This is a genomic window from Rahnella sp. PD4 (assembly GCF_049199325.1).
Lineage (GTDB): Bacteria > Pseudomonadota > Gammaproteobacteria > Enterobacterales > Enterobacteriaceae > Rahnella > Rahnella perminowiae.
The window spans coordinates 264,962-285,522 of record NZ_JBLZQF010000002.1; the positions used below are offsets into that span (position 1 = coordinate 264,962).

Consider the following 20,561-nt stretch of genomic DNA (forward strand, 5'->3'; position numbering starts at 1 on the left):
TTATTTTTCCTCGCCGGCATGGGAGAGCAGCCAGCAGTTATGAATTTGACGATTACGGGCAAAATCCTGTGACAGGGTTTGGCTGGTGATTTCTTTCGCGCTCAGCCCCAGTTTACTCAGTCCTTCGAGATCCATCTGGAAACCGCGCTTGTTGTTGGAGAACATAATAGTGCCGTTGCGACGTAAAATGCGTTTCAGATCTTTCATCAGAGCCAGATGATCACGCTGTACGTCAAAACTGTCGGCCATACGTTTCGAGTTAGAGAAGGTCGGTGGATCGATAAAGATCACATCGAACTGTTCGTCACACATGCCCAGATAAGAGAGGCAATCCGCCTGGATCAGACGATGCTGACGGCCAGTCAGACCGTTAGCACGCAGATTCTTTTCTGCCCATTCCAGATAAGTGCGGGACATATCTACCGTGGTTGTGCTGCGCGCGCCGCCCAAACCGGCATGAACACTCGCGGTGCCGGTATAAGCAAACAGGTTAAGGAAATCTTTACCTTTGCTCATTTCACCCAACATTTTACGTGCGATGCGGTGATCAAGGAATAAACCCGTATCGAGGTAATCCGTGAGGTTAACCCACAGTTTAGCGTTGAATTCTTCGACCAGCAGGAACTCGCCCTTTTGCGCGAGTTTTTCATACTGACTGGTGCCTTTCTGGCGCTCACGGGTTTTCAGGATCAACTGGCTGGATGAAATATCCAGCACAGAAAGGGTGGCGTTTATCACATCGAACAAGCGCTGACGGGCTTTTTGCGCGTCGACGGTTTTTGGTGGCGCGTACTCCTGCACCACAACTTTGCTGCCGTAACGGTCAACCGCGACGTTGTAATCTGGCAAATCAGCGTCATACAGGCGATAACATTCAATCCCCTGCTGTTTGGCCCATTTTTCCAGTTTTTTGACGTTCTTACGCAGGCGGTTAGCGTAATCTTCCGCCATTTGCGTACCGGCCGCACCCGTCGGGTTTTCTGCCAGCTGATAGTTTTTCTGCACACATTCCAGCGGGCCATTTTTAGCTTTGAACTGGCGTTCAGCACGCAGTTGCAAACAGCTCAGCAATTCCGGTGACGCACTGAACAGCGACAGCTGCCAGCCACCGAACTGAGTCTTCATAATGCGGCCAAGCATATTATGCAGCGCAATCAAGGCAGGTTCGCTTTCCAGACGCTCGCCGTATGGCGGATTACTGATTACAGTACCTGCCGGGCCTTCCGGCAGCGGATTCACCAGTTTCCCGACTTCTGCCGCTTCGAAGCTAATCAGCTCGGCAACACCGGCACGGCGGGCGTTGGCACGCGCCATTTCGATTACACGACGGTCGATATCAGAACCGAAGAAACGGGATGTCGTTTCCTGCACGGCACGGCGGGTACGCACCTGCGCTTCCGCCGTCAGTTCGCGCCACAATTCTGCGTCAAATTTGTTCCAGCCGGTAAACCCCCAGTGCTGGCGATGCAAACCCGGCGCGCGATCGGCAGCGATCATTGCCGCTTCGATCAGTAACGTACCGGAACCGCACATCGGATCGACCATCGGCGTACCTGCCTGCCAGCCGGAACGCATAACAATAGCCGCCGCCAGGTTTTCTTTCAGCGGTGCCTGGCCGGTCAGGTCACGGTAGCCACGCTGATGCAGGCCTTCGCCGCTGAGATCCAGTGCGACGCTGGCAGTATCACGTTGCAGGAAGACGTTTACGCGGATATCCGGTTGCTGTTTCGCCACATTCGGCCGTTCATCCATTTTGCGGGTAAAGCTGTCGACGATGGCGTCTTTCACTTTCAATGCGCCGTACTGGCTGTTACGGATTTCGTCATTCAGACCGCTGAAATGCACGGCGAAGGTTTTTTCCACGCCAAAGACGGACGGCCAGTCAATCGCCATCACGCCGAGATACAGATCCAGATCGCTGTGAACCTTAAATTCGTTCAGCGGTAACAGGATGCGCGAAGCCAGACGGCTCCAAAGTAAGCTGCGGTATAGCAGGCGATCGTCACCTTCAAAATGCACCCCTCCCTGCACAACTTTGCAGGCTTGCGCACCCAGCGTTTCCAGTTCGCTTTTTAACAGTTCTTCCAGTCCACGCGCCGTGCTGGCAAACAAAGAGTTCATATCGACATATCACCAAAAATAAAATTGTTGCGCATTATAGCTAATCCCCGCCTCTTGTCATAAAGTCTCTGGTTGTTCATAAGACTTTACATGCTGAGAGGCAGTCTTCAGTGCCCATTCTTTCACGTTTATTTGTTCATCCGGTCAAGTCAATGCGTGGCCTGCAGGTTTCACACTCGCTGGTTACGGCAACCGGTCTGGCGTTTGATCGCCAGTTCATGATTACCGATCCGCAAGGCATGTTCATTACAGCCCGCCAGTATCCGAATCTGGTCCTGTTCACGCCGGTTTTATTACCCGATGGTCTGATGATTTCAGCCCCGGAAGGCGAAAGTATCACCGTCAAATTTCGAGATTTCGCAGGCGTTAGTTCGCCGACAGAAGTCTGGGGCAATCAGTTTACCTCACTCATCGCGCCGGAACCTGTAAATCGCTGGTTAACGGGTTATTTAAATCATGACGTACAGTTGCGCTGGGTTGGCGAAGAACCCACACGCCGGGTGAAAAAACATCCGGAAGTGCCGCTGTCGTTCGCTGACGGATTCCCGTATTTGCTCATCAATGAAGCCTCGATGCAGGATTTACAGCACCGCTGCCCGGGCGGGGTCAGGATTGAACAGTTCCGCCCAAACATCGTGGTCAGCGACGCGCCAGCCTATGCCGAAGACACCTGGCAGACGATACGCATCGGGGACGTTGTTTTTGATCTGGTGAAACCATGCAGCCGTTGTATCCTGACCACTGTCAGCATCGAAAAAGGTCGCAAACATCCGCGTGGCGAACCCCTGAGAACCTTGCAGGGCTACCGTACAGCCAGCGACGGCGATGTGGATTTTGGTCAAAACATGATCGCCCGCAACGGTGGCGTGATACGCACAGGCGACAGTGTTCAGGTGCTGGCAACCAAGCCGCCACGTCCGTATAGCGCAGGCGACGTTATTGAAAATGTGCAAGCACCAAAAACCACCGCGCAGAACATCAGTATTGATTATCAGGGAACGCAGTTTACCGGCAATAATCAGCAGATTTTGCTCGAACAGCTGGAATTACAAGGATTACGTATCCCCTATTCCTGTCGTGCCGGAATTTGTGGCGCATGCAGAATGACATTGAAAGCAGGGAAAGTCTCGCCGCTGAAAGAGAGTGCGGTGGGAAAAGACGGAACGATATTGTCGTGCAGCTGTATTCCGGCCTCGGATATCGTGCTCGGCTAAAAATATTCCGCAATTACCCAAAACAGGTCGGGTGACAGGAAAACGGCAAGAGAAGGAATCCCGATGAGCTTACACAGGTAAGTGATTCGGGTGACTGTGCGCAGCCAACGCATCTGCAACTTGAAATATGAAGGGTAATTTATACTGCCTGATCGTAGACATCACTGTCGACCCGGAATGCCGCTGGCATTAACCGGTCATGCATCACTTTGATTGCGTCACCCAGCACCATGCCACGCCCTGCCACCGTCAGTCGCTCCTGCGCCAGCAGGCACAGACTGGCATTATCACCCGATTCCACTACCAGCAACGTGGCCTGTTCACCGCTTTCCATCACCTGCACCTGAGCAAGCTGACCGTTAGCGGGCTGGAAAGGACGCATCTGCTGACTAAAATGCCAGCTCTTTGGCATCAGCGGTTTTAAAAAACGGTAAGCGACTAAAGCATTCAACACTAATTCAGCACGTTGTTCAGCCGCGAGACGAATATGTTTGCACTGTTCTTCAAAATCAAAATAGAGCGCCGCATCATCGACACAAAATGACATATTTCCAAAGGCATCAGGGGTTAGCATTTTAGCGGGGAAACGGGAACGGAAAATCATACCATTGGCGAGATCCAGCATAAGCCGGTCATGTTGCGTATCAAAATACCAACGCCAATTATCATCGGGTTTAATCTTCATTTCGTCATCCTGTTTGCCCTCGTGCCTTCTGTCTGGGTTCATTACCGCCTAATCTGTAAGAATAGATTTTTCAGTACTGAAACGATATCAGACAAATCCTGAGCCTGAATTACGGTCAGTGGACAAAATATAGACGAGCCGGGTTAATAAATAAACCCCTGACTCGTCTTCAGGATAAAAAATATTAGAGATGGGTAACAATATCTTTGATCAGGCCCGGGCCTTTAAAGATAAAGCCGGAATAGATTTGAATTAAGGAAGCGCCTGCCGCCATTTTTTCACGCGCCGCAGTTAATGAATCAATACCGCCAACACCAATAACAGGCAGGCGTCCTTGTAATTCATTAGAGAGCATGCGGATGATTTCTGTACTGCGAAGTTGTACCGGGCGCCCGCTCAGGCCACCGACCTGGTCGCAATGATTCAGCCCCTGAATGAGTTTACGATCGAGTGTGGTATTCGTCGCAATGACGCCATCCATATTATGACGGACTAAACTGTCAGCTATTTGGATCAGTTCTTCCTCAGAAAGATCCGGCGCGATCTTTACGGCAACAGGCACATATTTTTGGTGGCGTTGCTGTAGCTCAAGCTGTTTATTCTTAATCGCTGCCAGCAAATCATCCAGCGCTTCACCGTATTGCAGTGAGCGTAATCCGGGGGTGTTAGGTGATGAAATATTCACCGCAATATAACCTGCGTACGGATATACCTTTTCCATACAGGTCAGATAATCCTCTTTACCCTGCTCGACCGGTGTATCTTTATTCTTGCCAATATTAATCCCCAGGACGCCGCCAAAGTGTGATTTTTTGACGTTATTCACCAGATTATCCACGCCATGATTATTGAAACCCATGCGATTAATCAGGCCTTCAGCTTCAACAATACGGAATAAACGTGGCTTATCATTTCCGGCCTGCGCACGCGGAGTCACGGTACCGACTTCAATAAATCCAAAGCCCATTGCCCCGAGCGCGTCAATACATTCGCCGTCTTTATCCAGGCCAGCAGCCAGCCCCAGAGGGTTCTTAAAGGATAATCCCATGCAGGTCACGGGCCTGGCCGGCACTGACTGGCGGATTAAAAATTCAAAGGGGGTGCCGGAAATACGGCTCAGCTGACGAAAGGTTAACTCGTGGGCTCGCTCTGGATCGAGCTGAAACAGTGCTTTCCTGACAAGAGGATAATACATGGAGACTCCTGGATTCCCGGTGGCTAGACGGGGCGGTATTATTGACTAAGCGCCGGACAATTGGAAATGATAACCGGCATATTGGCTAAATAATTGCTCCGTTAAGCAAACGATTACTTTTTAGTTACCTTTACTTCACTTTTCTTCTCTTTCCCGCCATCGCTGCGCAGCGCACTTAACACGCACTTTATCTGATTTAAAACTTTCTATAGCCAAAATTGAGATTTCCGCTCCGCCGCCTCTGCCTGCTAGGTTTACCTCACTTCGTTAATAAAAATGATAGTTCTATAACAGATTGTTATAAGGAATAAGCAAATGCGTGTAGTCACCCTGGCCGGTAGCCCGCGACAACCCTCCCGCTCCTCTTCGCTGCTGGCGCTCAGCCACCAGTGGCTGGCAAGTCGTGGTGTTGAAGTCTTCACCTATAATATTCAGGATTTCTCAGCTGACGATCTGCTGTTCGCTAATTTTGGCAGCCCGCAGCTGAAGCAGTTGAATGCGGAACTGGCACAAGCAGATGGCCTGATCGTCGCCACACCGGTATATAAAGCTTCTTTTTCCGGAGCACTGAAAACTCTGCTCGATTTACTGCCTGAACGCGCACTTGATCATAAGGTAGTGCTGCCGCTGGCCACCGCCGGATCCATCGGCCATATGCTGGCCGTCGATTACGCATTGAAACCGGTTCTTGCCTCGCTGAAAGCACAGGAAGTTTTGCAGGGCGTTTTCGCCGATGACAGCCTGATTACTGACTATCAGACATTCCCCGCCACGCTGGCCCCCGCACTGGAAGAGCGTCTGATTGAATCTCTGGAAAATTTCTATCTGGCGCTGAGCCGCCGGCGTCCGCAGCAACCCTCTGTTGCATCACTTTCTGCGCAAGCCCTGCGTGTCTGAGTTAAAAAGGACTTAATCATGCCTGCTTCTGTCTCTTTATTACGCCGCTTCCCTGTTGTGATCAGCCTGCTGGCCAGCCTTTTGCTCAGCGGTATCGCCACGGCTCAGGAAAAGGATCCGGCGCAATTGCGTATTGCCTACCAGAAAGGATCTGTCGGACTGGTGCTGGCGAAATCTCATCAGTTGCTGGAAAAACGTTTCCCGGACACCAAAATCAGCTGGGTAGAATTTCCTGCCGGCCCCCAAATCCTTGAAGCCCTGAACGTCGGGAGTATTGATCTGGGCGGTACCGGTGATTTGCCGCCGTTGTTCGCGCAGGCCGCGGGCGCGGATTTGCTGTATATCGGCTCTGAACCGCCGAAACCGAAAGCGGAAGTCATTCTGGTCGACAGCAACAGCCCGATCAAAACCGTGGCAGATCTTAAAGGCCATAAAGTCGCTTTCCAGAAAGGTTCCAGCTCTCACAACCTTTTGCTGCGCGCCCTGCAACAGGCAGGCCTGAAATTCAGCGATATCCAGCCGGTGTATCTGACGCCTGCTGATGCGCGCGCCGCCTTCCAGCAACATGACGTGGATGCCTGGGCCATCTGGGATCCGTACTATTCGGCTGCCCTTGTTGAGGGTGATGTCCGTGTTCTGACCGACGGCTCGACACTGCATCAGACCGGCTCCTTCTATCTGGCACCGAAAAAATATACCGAAGCCAATCCTCAGTTTATCAGCCAGGTTCTGGAGGTGTTGACGCAGGCGAATGCGCTGACCAAAACCGACCGTGAGCAAAGTATCAAACTGCTTTCCCTGTCAATGGGACTGCCGGAAAAGGTAGTGGCGTCCTATTTGGATCATCTGCCGGATATGCCTATCACGCCGGTCAGCAACGAAACAGAGAAACGCCAGCAACAAACCGCCGATTTGTTCTATCAGAACCACATTTTACCTAAGCCGGTTGAGATTAAAGATCGCATCTGGAAACCGGCCGTACAAGCTAACTGAATAGCTATATAGCCGCCGCTGAGCGGTAACGAATCGCAAACTTTGAGAGGAACATAAAGATGAGTCTGAACGTATTCTGGTTTTTACCTACCCATGGCGATGGCCGCTATTTAGGCACTGAAGAAGGAGCCCGCGTCGTCGACCACGGTTATCTTCAACAGATCGCGCAAGCGGCTGATCGCTTAGGTTTCGGCGGTGTGCTGCTACCGACCGGCCGTTCATGCGAAGATTCATGGCTGGTAGCCGCCTCGCTGATCTCCGTCACGCAGCGGCTGAAATTTCTGGTCGCACTGCGCCCGGGCATTATTTCCCCTACCCTGGCAGCCCGTCAGGCCGCGACGCTCGACCGGCTTTCAGGGGGGCGTGCCCTGTTTAATCTGGTGACGGGTGGTGATCCGGCTGAACTGGCCGCAGAAGGTTTACACCTCAACCATAAGGAACGTTATGAAGCGTCAGCGGAATTTACCCGTATCTGGCGTCGTGTTCTGGAAGGCGAAACCGTCGATTACGAAGGCAAACACATTCAGGTAAAGGGCGCGAGTCTGATGCATCCACCGGTCCAATACCCTCGTCCGCCACTGTATTTCGGCGGGTCTTCTGACGAAGCGCAGGATCTGGCTGCCGAGCAGGTTGAACTGTATCTGACCTGGGGCGAGCCTCCGGCGCTGGTGAAAGAAAAAATTGAGCAGGTCCGCGCCAAAGCGGCTGCAAAAGGCCGCACCGTGCGTTTCGGCATTCGACTGCACGTAATTGTACGTGAAACTACCGAAGAAGCCTGGCGTGCTGCCGACAAACTGATCGCCAACGTGGATGACGAAACTATTCAACGCGCCCAGGCAGCTTTCGCTAAAACCGATTCCGTCGGCCAGCACCGGATGGCAGCATTGCACGGCGGCGACCGCAACAAACTGGAAATCAGCCCGAATCTCTGGGCCGGCATCGGTCTGGTCCGTACCGGAGCAGGAACGGCGCTGGTAGGTGATGGGCCGACAGTCGCCGCACGTATGCAGGAATATGCAGATCTGGGTATCGATACCTTTATTTTCTCCGGTTATCCGCATCTGGAAGAAGCGTATCGCGTCAGTGAATTGCTTTTCCCGCATCTGGATCTGGCAAAACCTGAAGACGACAGTACCGTGAAGAAAGCCATCTTGCCGCGTGGCGAACTGGTTGCTCATGACTTTGCGACCAAGCGCACTGCCAGCCAGCACTGAGGAGAGCAGAAATGACAACGACACAACGCTGGCTGAACCGTGCAGCGCCGTGGGTGGTGCCGGTGGTTTTGATCGGTGGCTGGCAGCTGGCTGTCGAAGCAGGCTGGTTATCCAACCGCATTCTGCCCGCACCGAGCGCAGTGGTGGAAGCTTTCTGGACGCTGGCCAAAAGCGGTGACCTTTGGCAGAACCTGAAAATCAGTACCTTTCGCGCACTGACTGGTTTCGCCATCGGTGGCAGCCTCGGGTTGCTGCTCGGCTTTATTACCGGGCTTTCCCGCTGGGGTGAGCGCCTGCTCGACAGCTCTTTGCAAATGCTGCGAAACATTCCACATCTGGCGCTGATCCCGTTGGTGATCCTATGGTTCGGCATTGACGAGTCCGCGAAGATTTTCCTGGTGGCGCTGGGGACGCTGTTCCCGATTTATCTCAATACCTACCACGGCATCCGCAATATTGACCGTGGTCTGCTTGAGATGTCGCGCAGCTACGGGCTTTCCGGTTTTCCATTGTTTATTCAGGTGGTATTACCGGGCGCGTTACCGTCAATTATGGTTGGCGTACGATTTGCGCTGGGGTTTATGTGGCTGACGCTGATTGTGGCTGAAACCATTTCCGCGAACTCCGGGATTGGTTATCTGGCGATGAATGCCCGCGAGTTTTTACAAACTGACGTCGTGGTTGTCGCCATCGTGCTTTACGCCATTCTTGGCAAACTGGCCGATGTCCTTGCCCGCCTGCTGGAAAGTGTCTGGCTGCGCTGGCACCCTGCTTATCAGAAGAAACAAGGAGATGCCGCATGAATGCCCCCGCTCGTATCCCGCAAGGCACGCCGGTGACACTGTCCGGCATCACAAAAAAATACGGCAACCGCGCCGTGCTGAACGATATCAATCTGCGCATACCACCCGGCCAGTTTGTCGCCGTCGTCGGGCGCAGCGGCTGTGGCAAAAGCACCCTGTTGCGGTTGCTGGCCGGACTGGAGAAAACCACGCAAGGCGAATTGCTCAGTGCCAGCGCACCGCTGAGTCAGGTGCGAGAAGATACGCGTCTGATGTTTCAGGATGACCGCCTGCTGCCCTGGAAGAAGGTGATTGATAACGTAGGATTAGGCCTGAAAGGCCCGTGGCGTGAAGCCGCACAGGCTGCGCTGGAAGAAGTCGGGCTGGCAGATCGCGCCAACGACTGGCCGTCAGCATTATCCGGCGGACAGAAACAACGTGTGGCACTGGCACGTGCACTTATCCATCGTCCCCGGCTGTTATTGCTGGATGAACCGCTGGGTGCACTGGATGCGCTAACGCGCATCGAAATGCAAAGCCTGATTGAACGCTTATGGCAGCAACATGATTTCACCGTGCTGCTGGTGACGCACGATGTCAGCGAAGCCGTGACCGTTGCTGACCGCGTGATCCTTATCGATCAGGGGCAGATTGGCATGGATTTAACGGTTGATTTACCGCGTCCGCGCCGTAAAGGTTCTGCACGACTGGCAGAACTGGAGGCCGAAGTGCTGGAACGCGTACTGACGCCACAGACTGCGCAAAATATGGCTCAGGAAGCGAAACGCGCGCAGAACTGATTTCAGCTTTCAGTGGATCTAAAACGAAAAAAGGGCGATGTTTCCATCGCCCTTTTGCTTTGCTGCTGTTTATTCTGACAGGCTTGCCATAACAGGCAATTACGCCTCTAGCGCTTTGGTGATTTTTTCGAATAAATCACCGGACAGATTTTCCAGCCCTTTCAGTTGTTCAAGTGCCTGACGCATCAGCGCCTGACGGTGCTGATCGTAACGCTTCAGACGGATCAACGGCTCAATCATACGCGCCGCCACCTGCGGGTTACGGGTATTAAGATCGGTGAGCATTTCAGTCAGGAACTGATAGCCACTGCCGTCTGTGGCGTGGAATGCATGAGGATTCGCCGAGGCAAACGCACCGATTAATGAACGAACCCGGTTCGGATTGCCCATGCTGAATGAACGGTGGTTAAGCAGTGAACGGACTTTCTCCAGTACATCGGCTGCCGGGCTGGTCGCCTGCTGGATAAACCATTTATCCATGACCAGACCGTCGTGATGCCAGCGCTCATCGTAAGCCGCCATCAGTGATTCACGGCAAGGCAACTGTGCGGAAACTGCCGCAGACATCGCCGCCAGCGAATCTGTCATGTTATCAGCCTGCTCAAACTGAGTTTTAATCAGTTGGTCAGCCAGTGCCACATCGGCAAAGGCCAGATAATGCAGACAGGTATTGCGCAGCGAACGCTTACCGATATCTTCATGCACCACGCGGTACGCAGGCAGACGGTTAGCGTTGTAAACCGCCAGGAATTCATCCGCCATTTCGGTGGCCAGACAACGGGTGATGGCATCGTGAACGGCGCTGATCGCTTGCGGATCGATAATGTCGAACAGTTCAGCGATTTCATTTTCAGACGGCAGGGTCAGGATCTGCGCCGCCAGCGCCGGATCGATATTCTCATCCAGCAATACTGCACGGAACGCATCCGCGACATGCAGCGGCAGAGACAATGGCTGTTTCTGCTGGTGACGTGCCACGTTCAATTTGATGTAGGTTGCCAGCAGGCTTTGTGCAGCGTCCCATCGCGCAAAATCGTTACGCGCATATTTCATCAGGAAAGTCAGCTGATGATCGCCCCATTTGTAATCAAGCTTCACCGGCGCAGAGAATTCACGCAGTAAAGAAGGCACCGGCGGGTATGCCACGTCGTCAAAGATGAACGTTTGCTCCGCTTCAGTGACATTCAGCACGTTACTGACCGTCTGACCGTTTTGCTTGAGCGCAATGACGTTGCCCTGCGGGTCATACAATTCAATATCCAGCGGAATATGCAGAGGCAGTTTTTCACTCTGATCAGGCGTTGCCGGGGTGTTCTGGCTGACTGTCAGGGTGTACTGCTGTTTTTCCACGTCATAATCGTCACGCACGGTCAGTACGGGTGTACCGGACTGGCTGTACCAGCGGCGGAACAGAGAAAGATCAACGTTTGAGGCATCTTCCATCGCCTGCACAAAATCGTCACAGGTTGCCGCGCTGCCATCATGACGCTCAAAATACAGCTGCATCCCGGCCTGGAATTTCTCTTCGCCCAGCAGGGTGTGAAGCATACGGATAACTTCTGAACCTTTCTCATACACCGTCAGGGTGTAGAAGTTGTTCATTTCGATAACTTTTTCCGGACGAATCGGGTGAGCCATCGGGCTGGCATCTTCGGAGAATTGTGCGCCACGCATTACGCGGACGTTGTCAATACGGTTAACCGAGCGCGATCCCAGGTCGGAACTGAATTCCTGATCACGGAATACGGTCAGGCCTTCTTTCAGGCTCAGCTGGAACCAGTCGCGGCAGGTGACGCGGTTGCCGGTCCAGTTATGGAAATATTCGTGGCCGATCACTGCTTCGATACCGAGGTAATCTTTGTCGGTCGCGGTTTCCGCTTTCGCCAGCACGTATTTGGAGTTAAAGACGTTCAGTCCTTTGTTTTCCATCGCGCCCATGTTGAAGAAATCAACGGCGACAATCATAAAGATGTCGAGATCGTATTCGAGATTGAAACGGGTTTCGTCCCATTTCATGGATTGCTTGAGGGATTCCATCGCCCAGTCCGCACGATCCAGATTACCGCGATCGACAAACAGTTCCAGTGCCACATCGCGGCCGGAGCGGGTTTTGAAGGAATCGCGCAAAACATCAAAATCACCGGCTACCAGCGCGAACAGGTAACAAGGTTTCGGGAACGGATCCTGCCATTTGATCCAGTGTTTACCGCCTTCCAGCTCCCCCTGTTCAATACGGTTGCCGTTGGACAACAGATACGGATAACGGGCTTTATCCGCCACAATGCGGGTGGTAAAACGCGCGAGAACATCCGGGCGATCCAGATAATAAGTAATGTGGCGGAAACCTTCGGCTTCACATTGCGTACAAAGTGCTTCGCCGGAAAGATACAATCCTTCGAGTGCGGTGTTTTTCGCCGGATGAATTTCGTTAACAATCGCCAGTTCAAAGGCTTCCGGCAGGCCGGTGATTTCCAGCGCGCCTTCTTTGAGCTGATATTTCGGCCAGTCCTGACCGTTAATTTTCAGGCTGACAAGCGTCAGATCTTCGCCGTTGAGCACCAGCGGAGCCCCTTCTGCGCCCTGTCGTTTAATCTGACTGATGGCGGTCACAAGGGTCTTCTGTGCATCAAGCTCGAAATTAAGGTCAATGTCCGTGATGGTATAGTCCGGTGCACGATAATCGTGGCGGAATTTGGCTTGTGGCAGTTGAGTCATAAAAAACCTTTTGACGTTTCTGTTGTTAAGAGTGATGACGATATAAGTTGATGAAGCAGGTTCTGTCAGCCAGCAAATGGCTGCACAGCGCACCGGACGACCTTCATACTTTTTTATCTTTAAACTCTAACACAGGCATCGGGAAATCCCAGATTGTTGCCAGTTTGTGAGTGCGTATGCGCACCTTTCAACCAAAACACAGAAATTTCTCTAAAACTGTGGTTTTGGCACATCCCGCAGAGACACAACTGTCATGCACATTTTTCGTATAGCTTCATTATATTCAGCATGCCGATCGTCATGCTGATCCCCGGTATTTTCTGGTCTAAAACCCGCGATACCTATCCGGAAAACCTCCGGCCGTTTACTATCGTGAACAAACGTAGCAAAAAACTCATAAGAAAAACGGGGTTTAATCGCCCCGGTTTTTTCTTTCTTAATGTCAGGTTGATTAAATTTCTGTAATCAATTTGTGCTTTTTTTAAGCCGGGGAATCACCAGATTGCCCATATTACCTATGGTTAAGCACATTTAAGCCTCGACCAGTCCCTGACAATTATGATGTGATGAGGGTTCTTTGACGGGATAATACGGTATACTTCACAGACTTTGCTGTTTTATCCCGAACGTTTTTTTTACGGAACGGTTGTTTGTGTTCAAACACTCAGTTTCTGACGAGGATGCTGTAAACGCGCTATGACTTCATACGCCTCCCCGATTTTGACTTCGCTGTTAGATACCGATGCCTACAAGCTTCATATGCAGCAAGCAGTCTACCATCGCTACCACAATATCAGCGTCGTGGCCGAGTTCCGTTGTCGTGGTGATGAACTGCTGGGCGAATACGCCAGCGAGATCCGCCAGCAAATTCAGATGATGAGTCAGCTGGCGCTGACGGACGACGAGTTCACCTACCTTTCAGGGCTGCCTTTCTTCACGCAGGATTACCTGAACTGGCTGAAAATCTTCCGCTACAATCCTGAACATGTCATGGTTTCCGATCGCAACGGACATTTACATGTGCGCATCGAGGGCCCGTGGCGTGAAGTGATCATGTGGGAAGTGCCGCTGCTCGCGGTCATCAGTGAGGTCGTCCATCGCCAGCGCTCACCACACGTAACGGCGCAAATGGCGGTGGATCAGTTGCGTAAAAACCTCGCCAGTTTTAAACAACAGGCTGCCGATATTGATCTCCGCGCGTTCCGTCTGATGGATTTTGGCACGCGTCGACGTTTTTCCGGTGACGTTCAGGAAGCCATCGTCAGCACGCTGAAAAATGAATTCCCTTATCTGGTCGGCACCAGTAACTACGATTTAGCACATAAATTGCAGCTGACACCGGTCGGCACACAAGCCCATGAATGGTTCCAGGCGCATCAGCAAATCAGCCCGGTGCTGGCTAACAGCCAGCGTGCGGCGTTGCAGGCCTGGCTGGATGAATATCCGGATCAACTGGGAGTTGCCCTCACCGACTGCATAACGATGGATGCTTTCCTGCGTGATTTCGGCAGCAAATTCGCTCATGCCTACCAGGGGCTGCGCCATGATTCCGGGGATCCGTTTGAATGGGGCGAAAAAGCGATAGCGCATTATCAGTCTCTGGATATCGACCCGATGACCAAAACGCTGGTGTTCTCCGACAATCTTGATCTGGACAAAGCGTTACATCTGTATCGCCATTTCCATCAACGGGTGAATCTGATATTCGGAATTGGTACGCGCCTGACATGTAATATTCCGGACGTGAAGCCGCTGAATATTGTCATTAAGCTGGTGCAGTGCAATGGCAAACCTGTCGCGAAACTTTCGGACAGCCCGGGCAAAACAATGTGTCAGGATAAAGCTTTTGTTCAGGCCCTGCGTAAAGCTTTCGATCTGCCGCTGGTGAAAAAAGCTTCCTGACTCTCCCTAAAGTGCCGGAAATGCATCCGGCGCTTTATTCGGATTTCTTTCCTTTATATAGTTGCGATCTAATTCTGCTCGGCTTTTATTCACCCTCTCAATATTTGCCCCCGTTCCCTGCATTTGCGCCACAATTCTTGGCCGCTGACGACGATTTCTGCTTGTGTCCTGAGAAAGCCTAAGTAACATAGCAAAATCCCTATTTACAGGGTGTCCAATATTTCTTAGCCAACATATATAAAGAAAGAGAGAAATCTATGAGCGTTGTGCCTGTAGTCGACGTACTGCAAGGCCGTGCTGCGGTTGACAGTGAAGTCACCGTACGCGGTTGGGTACGTACCCGGAGAGATTCTAAAGCTGGTATCTCATTCGTCGCCGTTTATGACGGCTCCTGCTTTAATCCTTTACAGGCCGTCATCAATAATTCTCTGCCCAATTATCAGGAAGATGTATTACGTCTGACGACGGGTTGTTCAGTAGAAGTGACCGGTACTGTTGTCGCCTCACCTGGCGAAGGCCAGAGTTTTGAGCTGCAGGCAACTGCCGTCAAAGTTGTTGGCTGGGTGGATGACCCTGATACATATCCGATGGCGGCAAAACGCCACAGCATCGAATACCTGCGTGAAGTGGCTCACCTTCGCCCGCGCACCAACCTGATCGGTGCTGTTGCCCGTGTGCGCAACACCCTCTCCCAGGCCATTCACCGTTTCTATCATGAAAACGGTTATTTCTGGGTATCCACACCGCTGATCACGGCCTCCGATACCGAAGGTGCAGGTGAGATGTTCCGCGTATCCACCCTGGACTTGCAAAACCTGCCGCGTACCGACAAAGGCGAAATTGACTTCAGCGAAGATTTCTTCGGCAAAGAAGCATTCCTGACGGTGTCCGGCCAGCTGAACGGCGAAACTTATGCCTGTGCGCTGTCAAAAGTTTATACCTTCGGTCCGACTTTCCGTGCAGAAAACTCTAACACCAGCCGTCACCTTGCGGAATTCTGGATGGTAGAACCGGAAGTCGCATTTGCCACGTTGGATGACATCGCAGCACTGGCCGAAAATATGCTTAAATATGTTTTCAAAGCCGTTTTAGACGAACGTGCAGATGATATGGCCTTTTTCGCTGACCGTGTAGACAAAGATGCTGTTGCGCGCCTGGAGCGATTTGTAACATCCGATTTCGCCCAGGTGGACTATACCGACGCAGTAGAAATATTAATGAATTGTGGTCAGAAATTCGAAAACCCGGTTTCATGGGGCGTCGATCTTTCTTCTGAGCATGAACGTTATCTTGCAGAACAGCATTTCAAAGCGCCGGTAGTGGTTAAAAACTATCCGAAAGATATTAAAGCTTTTTATATGCGTATGAATGAAGATGGTAAAACCGTCGCAGCAATGGATGTTCTGGCTCCGGGCATCGGCGAGATTATTGGTGGCTCTCAGCGTGAAGAACGTCTGGATGTTCTGGACGCCCGTATGGCTGAAATGGGACTGAATAAAGAAGATTACTGGTGGTATCGCGATCTTCGTCGCTACGGTACTGTTCCGCATTCAGGTTTCGGCCTCGGGTTTGAACGTTTAGTCGCCTATGTGACCGGTGTTCAAAACGTGCGTGACGTGATCCCGTTCCCGCGTACCCCACGTAATGCAACCTTCTAATTAATTAAAATATTTTTAATTAACAGAATAGTTACAAAACTAAGGCCAGCTTTGCTGGCCTTAGTCATTTTCAAAGATAGATCCCTGTCACAAAGTTCCGTAAAATACACATTTTGAAATACATTTTTTCCAACTGAAACATATTTAGTAATTTAGTAGCATTTTCGCTATGGATTAAGCTCACCACGGATGGAATAGTGCGTTCAGACACAGGAGACACCAAACTTTCGCGAATAGTTCCGTAAAGAATTATTTAAGGCAGTGGCAGGTGTCCAAATAAAACCAATGAGGGTAATAATAATGATGAAGCGCAATATTCTTGCAGTGGTAATCCCTGCTCTGTTAGTTGCTGGTGCAGCTAATGCAGCTGAGATCTATAACAAAGACGGCAACAAACTGGATCTGTACGGTAAAGTTGACGCCCGTCACACCTTCTCTGACAATGCTGGCGACGATGGCGACCAGACCTATGTCCGTTTCGGCTTCAAAGGCGAAACTCAAATTACTGACCAACTGACCGGTTACGGCCAGTGGGAATACAACGTTCAGGCTAACCACGCAGAAAGCGCTGGCGACGAAGGTAACAAAACGCGTCTGGGCTTCGCAGGTCTGAAATTCGGTGATGCAGGTTCTTTCGACTACGGTCGTAACTACGGCGTAATCTACGACGTAATGTCCTACACCGACCAATTGCCAATCTATGGCGATGACACTATGTACCAGAACAACGACAACTTCATGATTGGTCGTGGTAATGGCATGGCAACTTACCGTAACAGCAACTTCTTCGGTCTGGTTGACGGCCTGAGCTTCGCAGTACAGTACCAGGGCAAAAACCAAAACGATCGTGATGGCCATGACTTTGCTGCTGATGGTACCGACTTGGGTGTTCCAGGAAGTGCAACTAAAGACCAGAATGGTGACGGTTGGGGTTCTTCGGTAGCTTATGCTATCGGCAACTCTGGCGTTAGCGTAAGTGGTGCTTACTTCTCATCTAACCGTACTAACTCTCAGAAACTTGATGGTAACGGTGACAAAGCTTCCGCATATGCATTGGGCGCGAAATATGACGCTAACAACCTGTACCTGGCAGCATTCTACGGTGAATCCGAGAACACCACCATCTATGGCGGAGACTTCAACCAAGTTGCTAACAAAACTCAAAACTTTGAAGTTGTAGCGCAATACCAGTTTGATTTCGGCCTGCGTCCTTCCATTGCTTACCTGCAGTCCAAAGGTAAAGATCTTAATGCGTTGGGTACTGGCTTTGCAGGCGGTGATGCTGACTTGGTTAAATACGTAGAAGTTGGTACTTACTACTACTTCAACAAAAACATGTCTACCTATGTTGACTACAAAATCAACCTGTTGGACGACAACAGCTATACCCGTACCGCTGGTGTTTCTACCGATGATGTTGTGGGTGTTGGTCTGCAATACCAGTTCTAATATCGCTTAACGATGAGCCCCTGCGGGCTCATCGAAGTGGATATCAAGGCAGAGCTTCGGCTCTGCCTTTTGCATTTGTGTATGTTTGAAAATATCGTTTTTCCACCCTCGCCCATAAATTATTTTAATCTCCCACGCCTTCTCACAACTCTGCTTTCTTTTTGCCGCAAACGGTTGGCAAACGGGGGCGCTGGCGTTACCCTGAAGCCCTCTTTCGTCATATCAGGCTATGGAATTTTCCGACATGTTTGAAAAAATCACTGCAGCACCTGCTGATCCTATTCTGGGTCTTACCGATCTTTTCCGCGCTGACGATCGCTCAGATAAAATAAATCTGGGGATTGGTGTTTATAAAGACGAAACAGGTAAAACGCCGGTTCTGGCCAGCGTGAAGAAAGCCGAACAATTTCTGTTGGAAAATGAATCTACTAAAACCTATCTGAGTATTGACGGGTTGCCTGATTTTGCACATTGCACACAGGAACTGCTGTTTGGCCAGGACAGCGCGATTATTGCTGATAAACGGGCACGTACCGCACAGACTCCGGGCGGCACTGGCGCTCTGCGTATCGCAGCAGATTTCATCGCTACGCAAACCAGCGCCAGGCGCGTGTGGGTAAGCAATCCAAGCTGGCCGAACCATAAAGGCGTGTTCTCTGCTTCAGGTCTGGAAGTCATGGAATACCACTACTATGATGCCGTCAATCACAGCCTTGATTTCGATGGCATGCTGAAAAGTCTGAGCGAAGCTAAAGCAGGCGACGTGGTACTGTTCCACGGTTGCTGCCACAACCCAACCGGTATCGATCCTACTCAGGAACAATGGGCACAACTGACAGAATTGTCTGTGAGCAACGGCTGGTTACCGTTGTTCGATTTCGCTTATCAGGGTTTTGCAAAAGGCCTGGAAGAGGATGCGGCCGGTCTGCGTCTGTTCGTGGAAACACACAAGGAATTACTGGTCGCCAGCTCTTATTCGAAAAACTTCGGGTTATACAATGAACGCGTGGGTGCTTGTACATTAGTTGCGGCCGATGAAGAAACCGCCGATCGCGCCTTCAGTCAAATGAAATCGGTTATCCGTGCTAACTACTCCAACCCACCGTCACACGGTGCTGCGGTGGTAGCCACGATTTTGGGTAACGAAGCTTTGCGCACACTGTGGGAGCAGGAGCTGAGCGATATGCGTCTGCGTATTCATCGTATGCGTCAGCTGTTCGTCAGTACCTTGCAGGAAAAAGGCGCTCAGCAAGATTTCAGCTTTATTATCAATCAGAACGGGATGTTCTCTTTCAGCGGCCTGACCAAAGAGCAGGTATTGCGGTTACGCGATGAGTTCGGCGTGTATGCAGTCAACTCTGGCCGTATTAACGTTGCTGGCATTACACTCGAAAACATGGCACCGCTGTGTGAAGCCATCGTCGCGGTACTCTAAAAGATAAGTGGTGTTGCTCAATTAAAAAAGCCCGTCAGGTGGACTGACGGGCTTTTTGTTTTTGCTGATAAACAGCAAACGTCATCACCAGACCGGCATTTCATCCTGCAGGAACGGATTGGTTCTACGCTCATAACCAAAATCCGACATCGGGCCATGGCCGGGAATAAATACCATGTCATCGCCGAGCGGCAATAATTTCGTTTTGATGGAATGAATAAGCGCCTGATGGTCACCACGCGGGAAATCACTGCGGCCTACGCCACCTTTAAATATCACATCACCGGAAACGGCAATTCGCGCTTTATCATTGATGAAGACAATATGCCCCGGCGTATGGCCCGGGCAATGGAGTACGGATAAGATTTCCTCGCCGACATTCACTGAATCCCCTTCTTCCAGCCAGGTATCTGGCGTCAACGGATCACAATGGTCGAGGCCAAACATCTGGCTTTGGGTGGGCAGCGCATCAAGCAAGAATTGATCTTCTTTCTGAGGACCGATAACCGGTACCTGATAGTGAGCAGCAAGCTCTGCCGCTGCTCCTACGTGATCAAGATGACCGTGAGTCAGCAAAATTTGCGTAACCAATACACCTTTGGCAGAAACTTCCTGGATGATCCTTGCGGCTTCACCGCCCGGATCGACAATAGCAGCCTGATTGGTTTTAACACACCAAATCAGTGAACAGTTTTGGCTGAACGCCGTGACGGTAATTAAATGGATTTTCATAGAGCTCCACAAAATGGCCTGCACATTCCGGCAGGCCATTAATAACACACATCACCAGGTCCGCGCAGGGCCGGTATCGATGTGCACAAAGTTACTTCGTGGATAATATCCTACACCACCCATCCGCATTTTTAATGCGGCTTTGCGGATATTGCTCAGTTCGATGCCCTGGATGTGGAAATCCATTGCCTGCCCGAGGGTGTGATAACTGTGCTTCGCTACCCCGCTTCCTGGCTCACGCATGCTGTTGTTTGTCGCCAGTGAGCGGTAACCCGAAATCAGCTGGACCGGTTTATTGGTTCCGCCGAGCATCACCTGCAAACGATAGAGATGATCGAACAACGCGGGATCGATCGATTTTACCTTTTCCGCACGATAGTCTCTGAACAGATGATTCAACCGGGCCAACTCATCCTTGTTGTAACGCTTTCCATCAAAAAACTCGGTTTTGAGGGTTTCGCCGGTATTTATATTGTTAACCACTAAAATACGCGGACGAGGTGTGGAAAGAGTGGCGAATGCACGACCTGGAAGTAATGCAATCCCCATAGCGGCACTGCCTAATGCCAGCCATTTACGGCGATGTGTGTCGATTTCATTCATGAACAGTTTACTATCCGGTAAGAGAGTCAAAAAAAAGCTCTGATCTGAGCCGTTTTGAACCTTAACTGCCAATTTTCTGCGAGTCAAGGGGACCCATATAAGCAAAACGAGCGTGCCAGTGGCTCACGCTCGTCCGATGGCCAAATACTCTGACCCTTATCAGATT

At 51.2% G+C, this 20,561-nt stretch carries 16 protein-coding genes; 10 read left to right on the top strand and 6 right to left on the bottom strand.

Annotation, left to right across the window (positions count from 1 at the left end; genetic code table 11):
• Entirely contained in the window at window positions 1–2,121 is a 2,121-nt protein-coding gene (rlmKL, locus tag ACOZIO_RS05975) for a bifunctional 23S rRNA (guanine(2069)-N(7))-methyltransferase RlmK/23S rRNA (guanine(2445)-N(2))-methyltransferase RlmL (protein ID WP_129952517.1), read from the bottom strand.
• Window positions 2,122–2,231: 110 nt separating this feature from the next.
• On the opposite strand from rlmKL, the gene ACOZIO_RS05980 reads away from it, so the two are divergent.
• Window positions 2,232–3,335, top strand: coding sequence for a YcbX family protein (locus ACOZIO_RS05980; RefSeq protein WP_129952516.1), 1,104 nt, complete (start codon window positions 2,232–2,234; stop codon window positions 3,333–3,335).
• Between the two features lie 139 nt (window positions 3,336–3,474).
• Here ACOZIO_RS05980 and ACOZIO_RS05985 read toward each other — a convergent pair whose 3' ends face one another.
• Entirely contained in the window at window positions 3,475–4,020 is a 546-nt protein-coding gene (locus tag ACOZIO_RS05985; RefSeq protein WP_129952515.1) for a cell division protein ZapC, read from the bottom strand.
• A 184-nt stretch (window positions 4,021–4,204) separates the two neighbouring features.
• Entirely contained in the window at window positions 4,205–5,215 is a 1,011-nt protein-coding gene (pyrD, locus tag ACOZIO_RS05990; protein ID WP_129952514.1) for a quinone-dependent dihydroorotate dehydrogenase, read from the bottom strand.
• A 315-nt stretch (window positions 5,216–5,530) separates the two neighbouring features.
• On the opposite strand from pyrD, the gene ssuE reads away from it, so the two are divergent.
• From ssuE to ssuB, 5 genes are read left to right on the top strand one after another with little or no spacing between them, the layout of a single operon-like run.
• Complete coding sequence (gene ssuE / locus ACOZIO_RS05995; RefSeq protein WP_129952513.1) at window positions 5,531–6,112, top strand: NADPH-dependent FMN reductase; 582 nt, start codon at window positions 5,531–5,533, stop codon at window positions 6,110–6,112.
• 18 nt (window positions 6,113–6,130) lie between these two features.
• Window positions 6,131–7,105 (top strand): sulfonate ABC transporter substrate-binding protein, encoded by a 975-nt coding sequence (locus tag ACOZIO_RS06000; RefSeq protein ID WP_258453624.1) that lies wholly within the window; start codon window positions 6,131–6,133, stop codon window positions 7,103–7,105.
• Window positions 7,106–7,164: 59 nt separating this feature from the next.
• Window positions 7,165–8,319: an FMNH2-dependent alkanesulfonate monooxygenase gene (ssuD, locus tag ACOZIO_RS06005; RefSeq protein ID WP_129952511.1), complete on the top strand. Its 1,155-nt coding sequence runs from the start codon at window positions 7,165–7,167 to the stop codon at window positions 8,317–8,319.
• 11 nt (window positions 8,320–8,330) lie between these two features.
• Window positions 8,331–9,122, top strand: a complete 792-nt coding sequence (ssuC, locus tag ACOZIO_RS06010; protein WP_129952510.1) for an aliphatic sulfonate ABC transporter permease SsuC — start codon at window positions 8,331–8,333, stop codon at window positions 9,120–9,122.
• Window positions 9,119–9,901, top strand: a complete 783-nt coding sequence (gene ssuB, locus ACOZIO_RS06015; RefSeq protein WP_129952509.1) for an aliphatic sulfonates ABC transporter ATP-binding protein — start codon at window positions 9,119–9,121, stop codon at window positions 9,899–9,901. Before ssuC ends, ssuB begins: the two co-directional genes overlap by 4 nt.
• A gap of 99 nt (window positions 9,902–10,000) precedes the next feature.
• Here ssuB and pepN read toward each other — a convergent pair whose 3' ends face one another.
• Window positions 10,001–12,616 carry an aminopeptidase N gene (pepN, locus tag ACOZIO_RS06020; RefSeq protein ID WP_421595088.1) on the bottom strand — a complete coding sequence of 872 codons (2,616 nt, stop codon included), beginning with the start codon at window positions 12,614–12,616 and terminating at the stop codon, window positions 10,001–10,003.
• A gap of 696 nt (window positions 12,617–13,312) precedes the next feature.
• Between pepN and pncB the strand changes: the two genes are divergently transcribed.
• The 4 genes from pncB to ACOZIO_RS06040 all read left to right on the top strand — a co-directional run bounded on the left by pncB (window position 13,313) and on the right by ACOZIO_RS06040 (window position 19,060).
• On the top strand, window positions 13,313–14,518 hold the full coding sequence (pncB, locus tag ACOZIO_RS06025) for a nicotinate phosphoribosyltransferase (RefSeq protein ID WP_129991189.1): 1,206 nt from the start codon (window positions 13,313–13,315) through the stop codon (window positions 14,516–14,518).
• A gap of 257 nt (window positions 14,519–14,775) precedes the next feature.
• Window positions 14,776–16,176 carry an asparagine--tRNA ligase gene (gene asnS / locus ACOZIO_RS06030; protein ID WP_129952506.1) on the top strand — a complete coding sequence of 467 codons (1,401 nt, stop codon included), beginning with the start codon at window positions 14,776–14,778 and terminating at the stop codon, window positions 16,174–16,176.
• Window positions 16,177–16,476: 300 nt separating this feature from the next.
• The gene (gene ompC / locus ACOZIO_RS06035; protein WP_269154561.1) at window positions 16,477–17,625 is read left to right on the top strand and encodes a porin OmpC; all 1,149 of its coding nucleotides are present in this window, start codon (window positions 16,477–16,479) and stop codon (window positions 17,623–17,625) included.
• A 244-nt stretch (window positions 17,626–17,869) separates the two neighbouring features.
• On the top strand, window positions 17,870–19,060 hold the full coding sequence (locus ACOZIO_RS06040; protein WP_421595091.1) for an amino acid aminotransferase: 1,191 nt from the start codon (window positions 17,870–17,872) through the stop codon (window positions 19,058–19,060).
• An 84-nt stretch (window positions 19,061–19,144) separates the two neighbouring features.
• Here ACOZIO_RS06040 and ACOZIO_RS06045 read toward each other — a convergent pair whose 3' ends face one another.
• Entirely contained in the window at window positions 19,145–19,792 is a 648-nt protein-coding gene (locus tag ACOZIO_RS06045) for an MBL fold metallo-hydrolase (protein WP_129952504.1), read from the bottom strand.
• A 51-nt stretch (window positions 19,793–19,843) separates the two neighbouring features.
• Entirely contained in the window at window positions 19,844–20,395 is a 552-nt protein-coding gene (locus ACOZIO_RS06050) for a YcbK family protein (protein WP_129952503.1), read from the bottom strand.
• Between the last annotated feature and the right edge of the window lie 166 nt (window positions 20,396–20,561).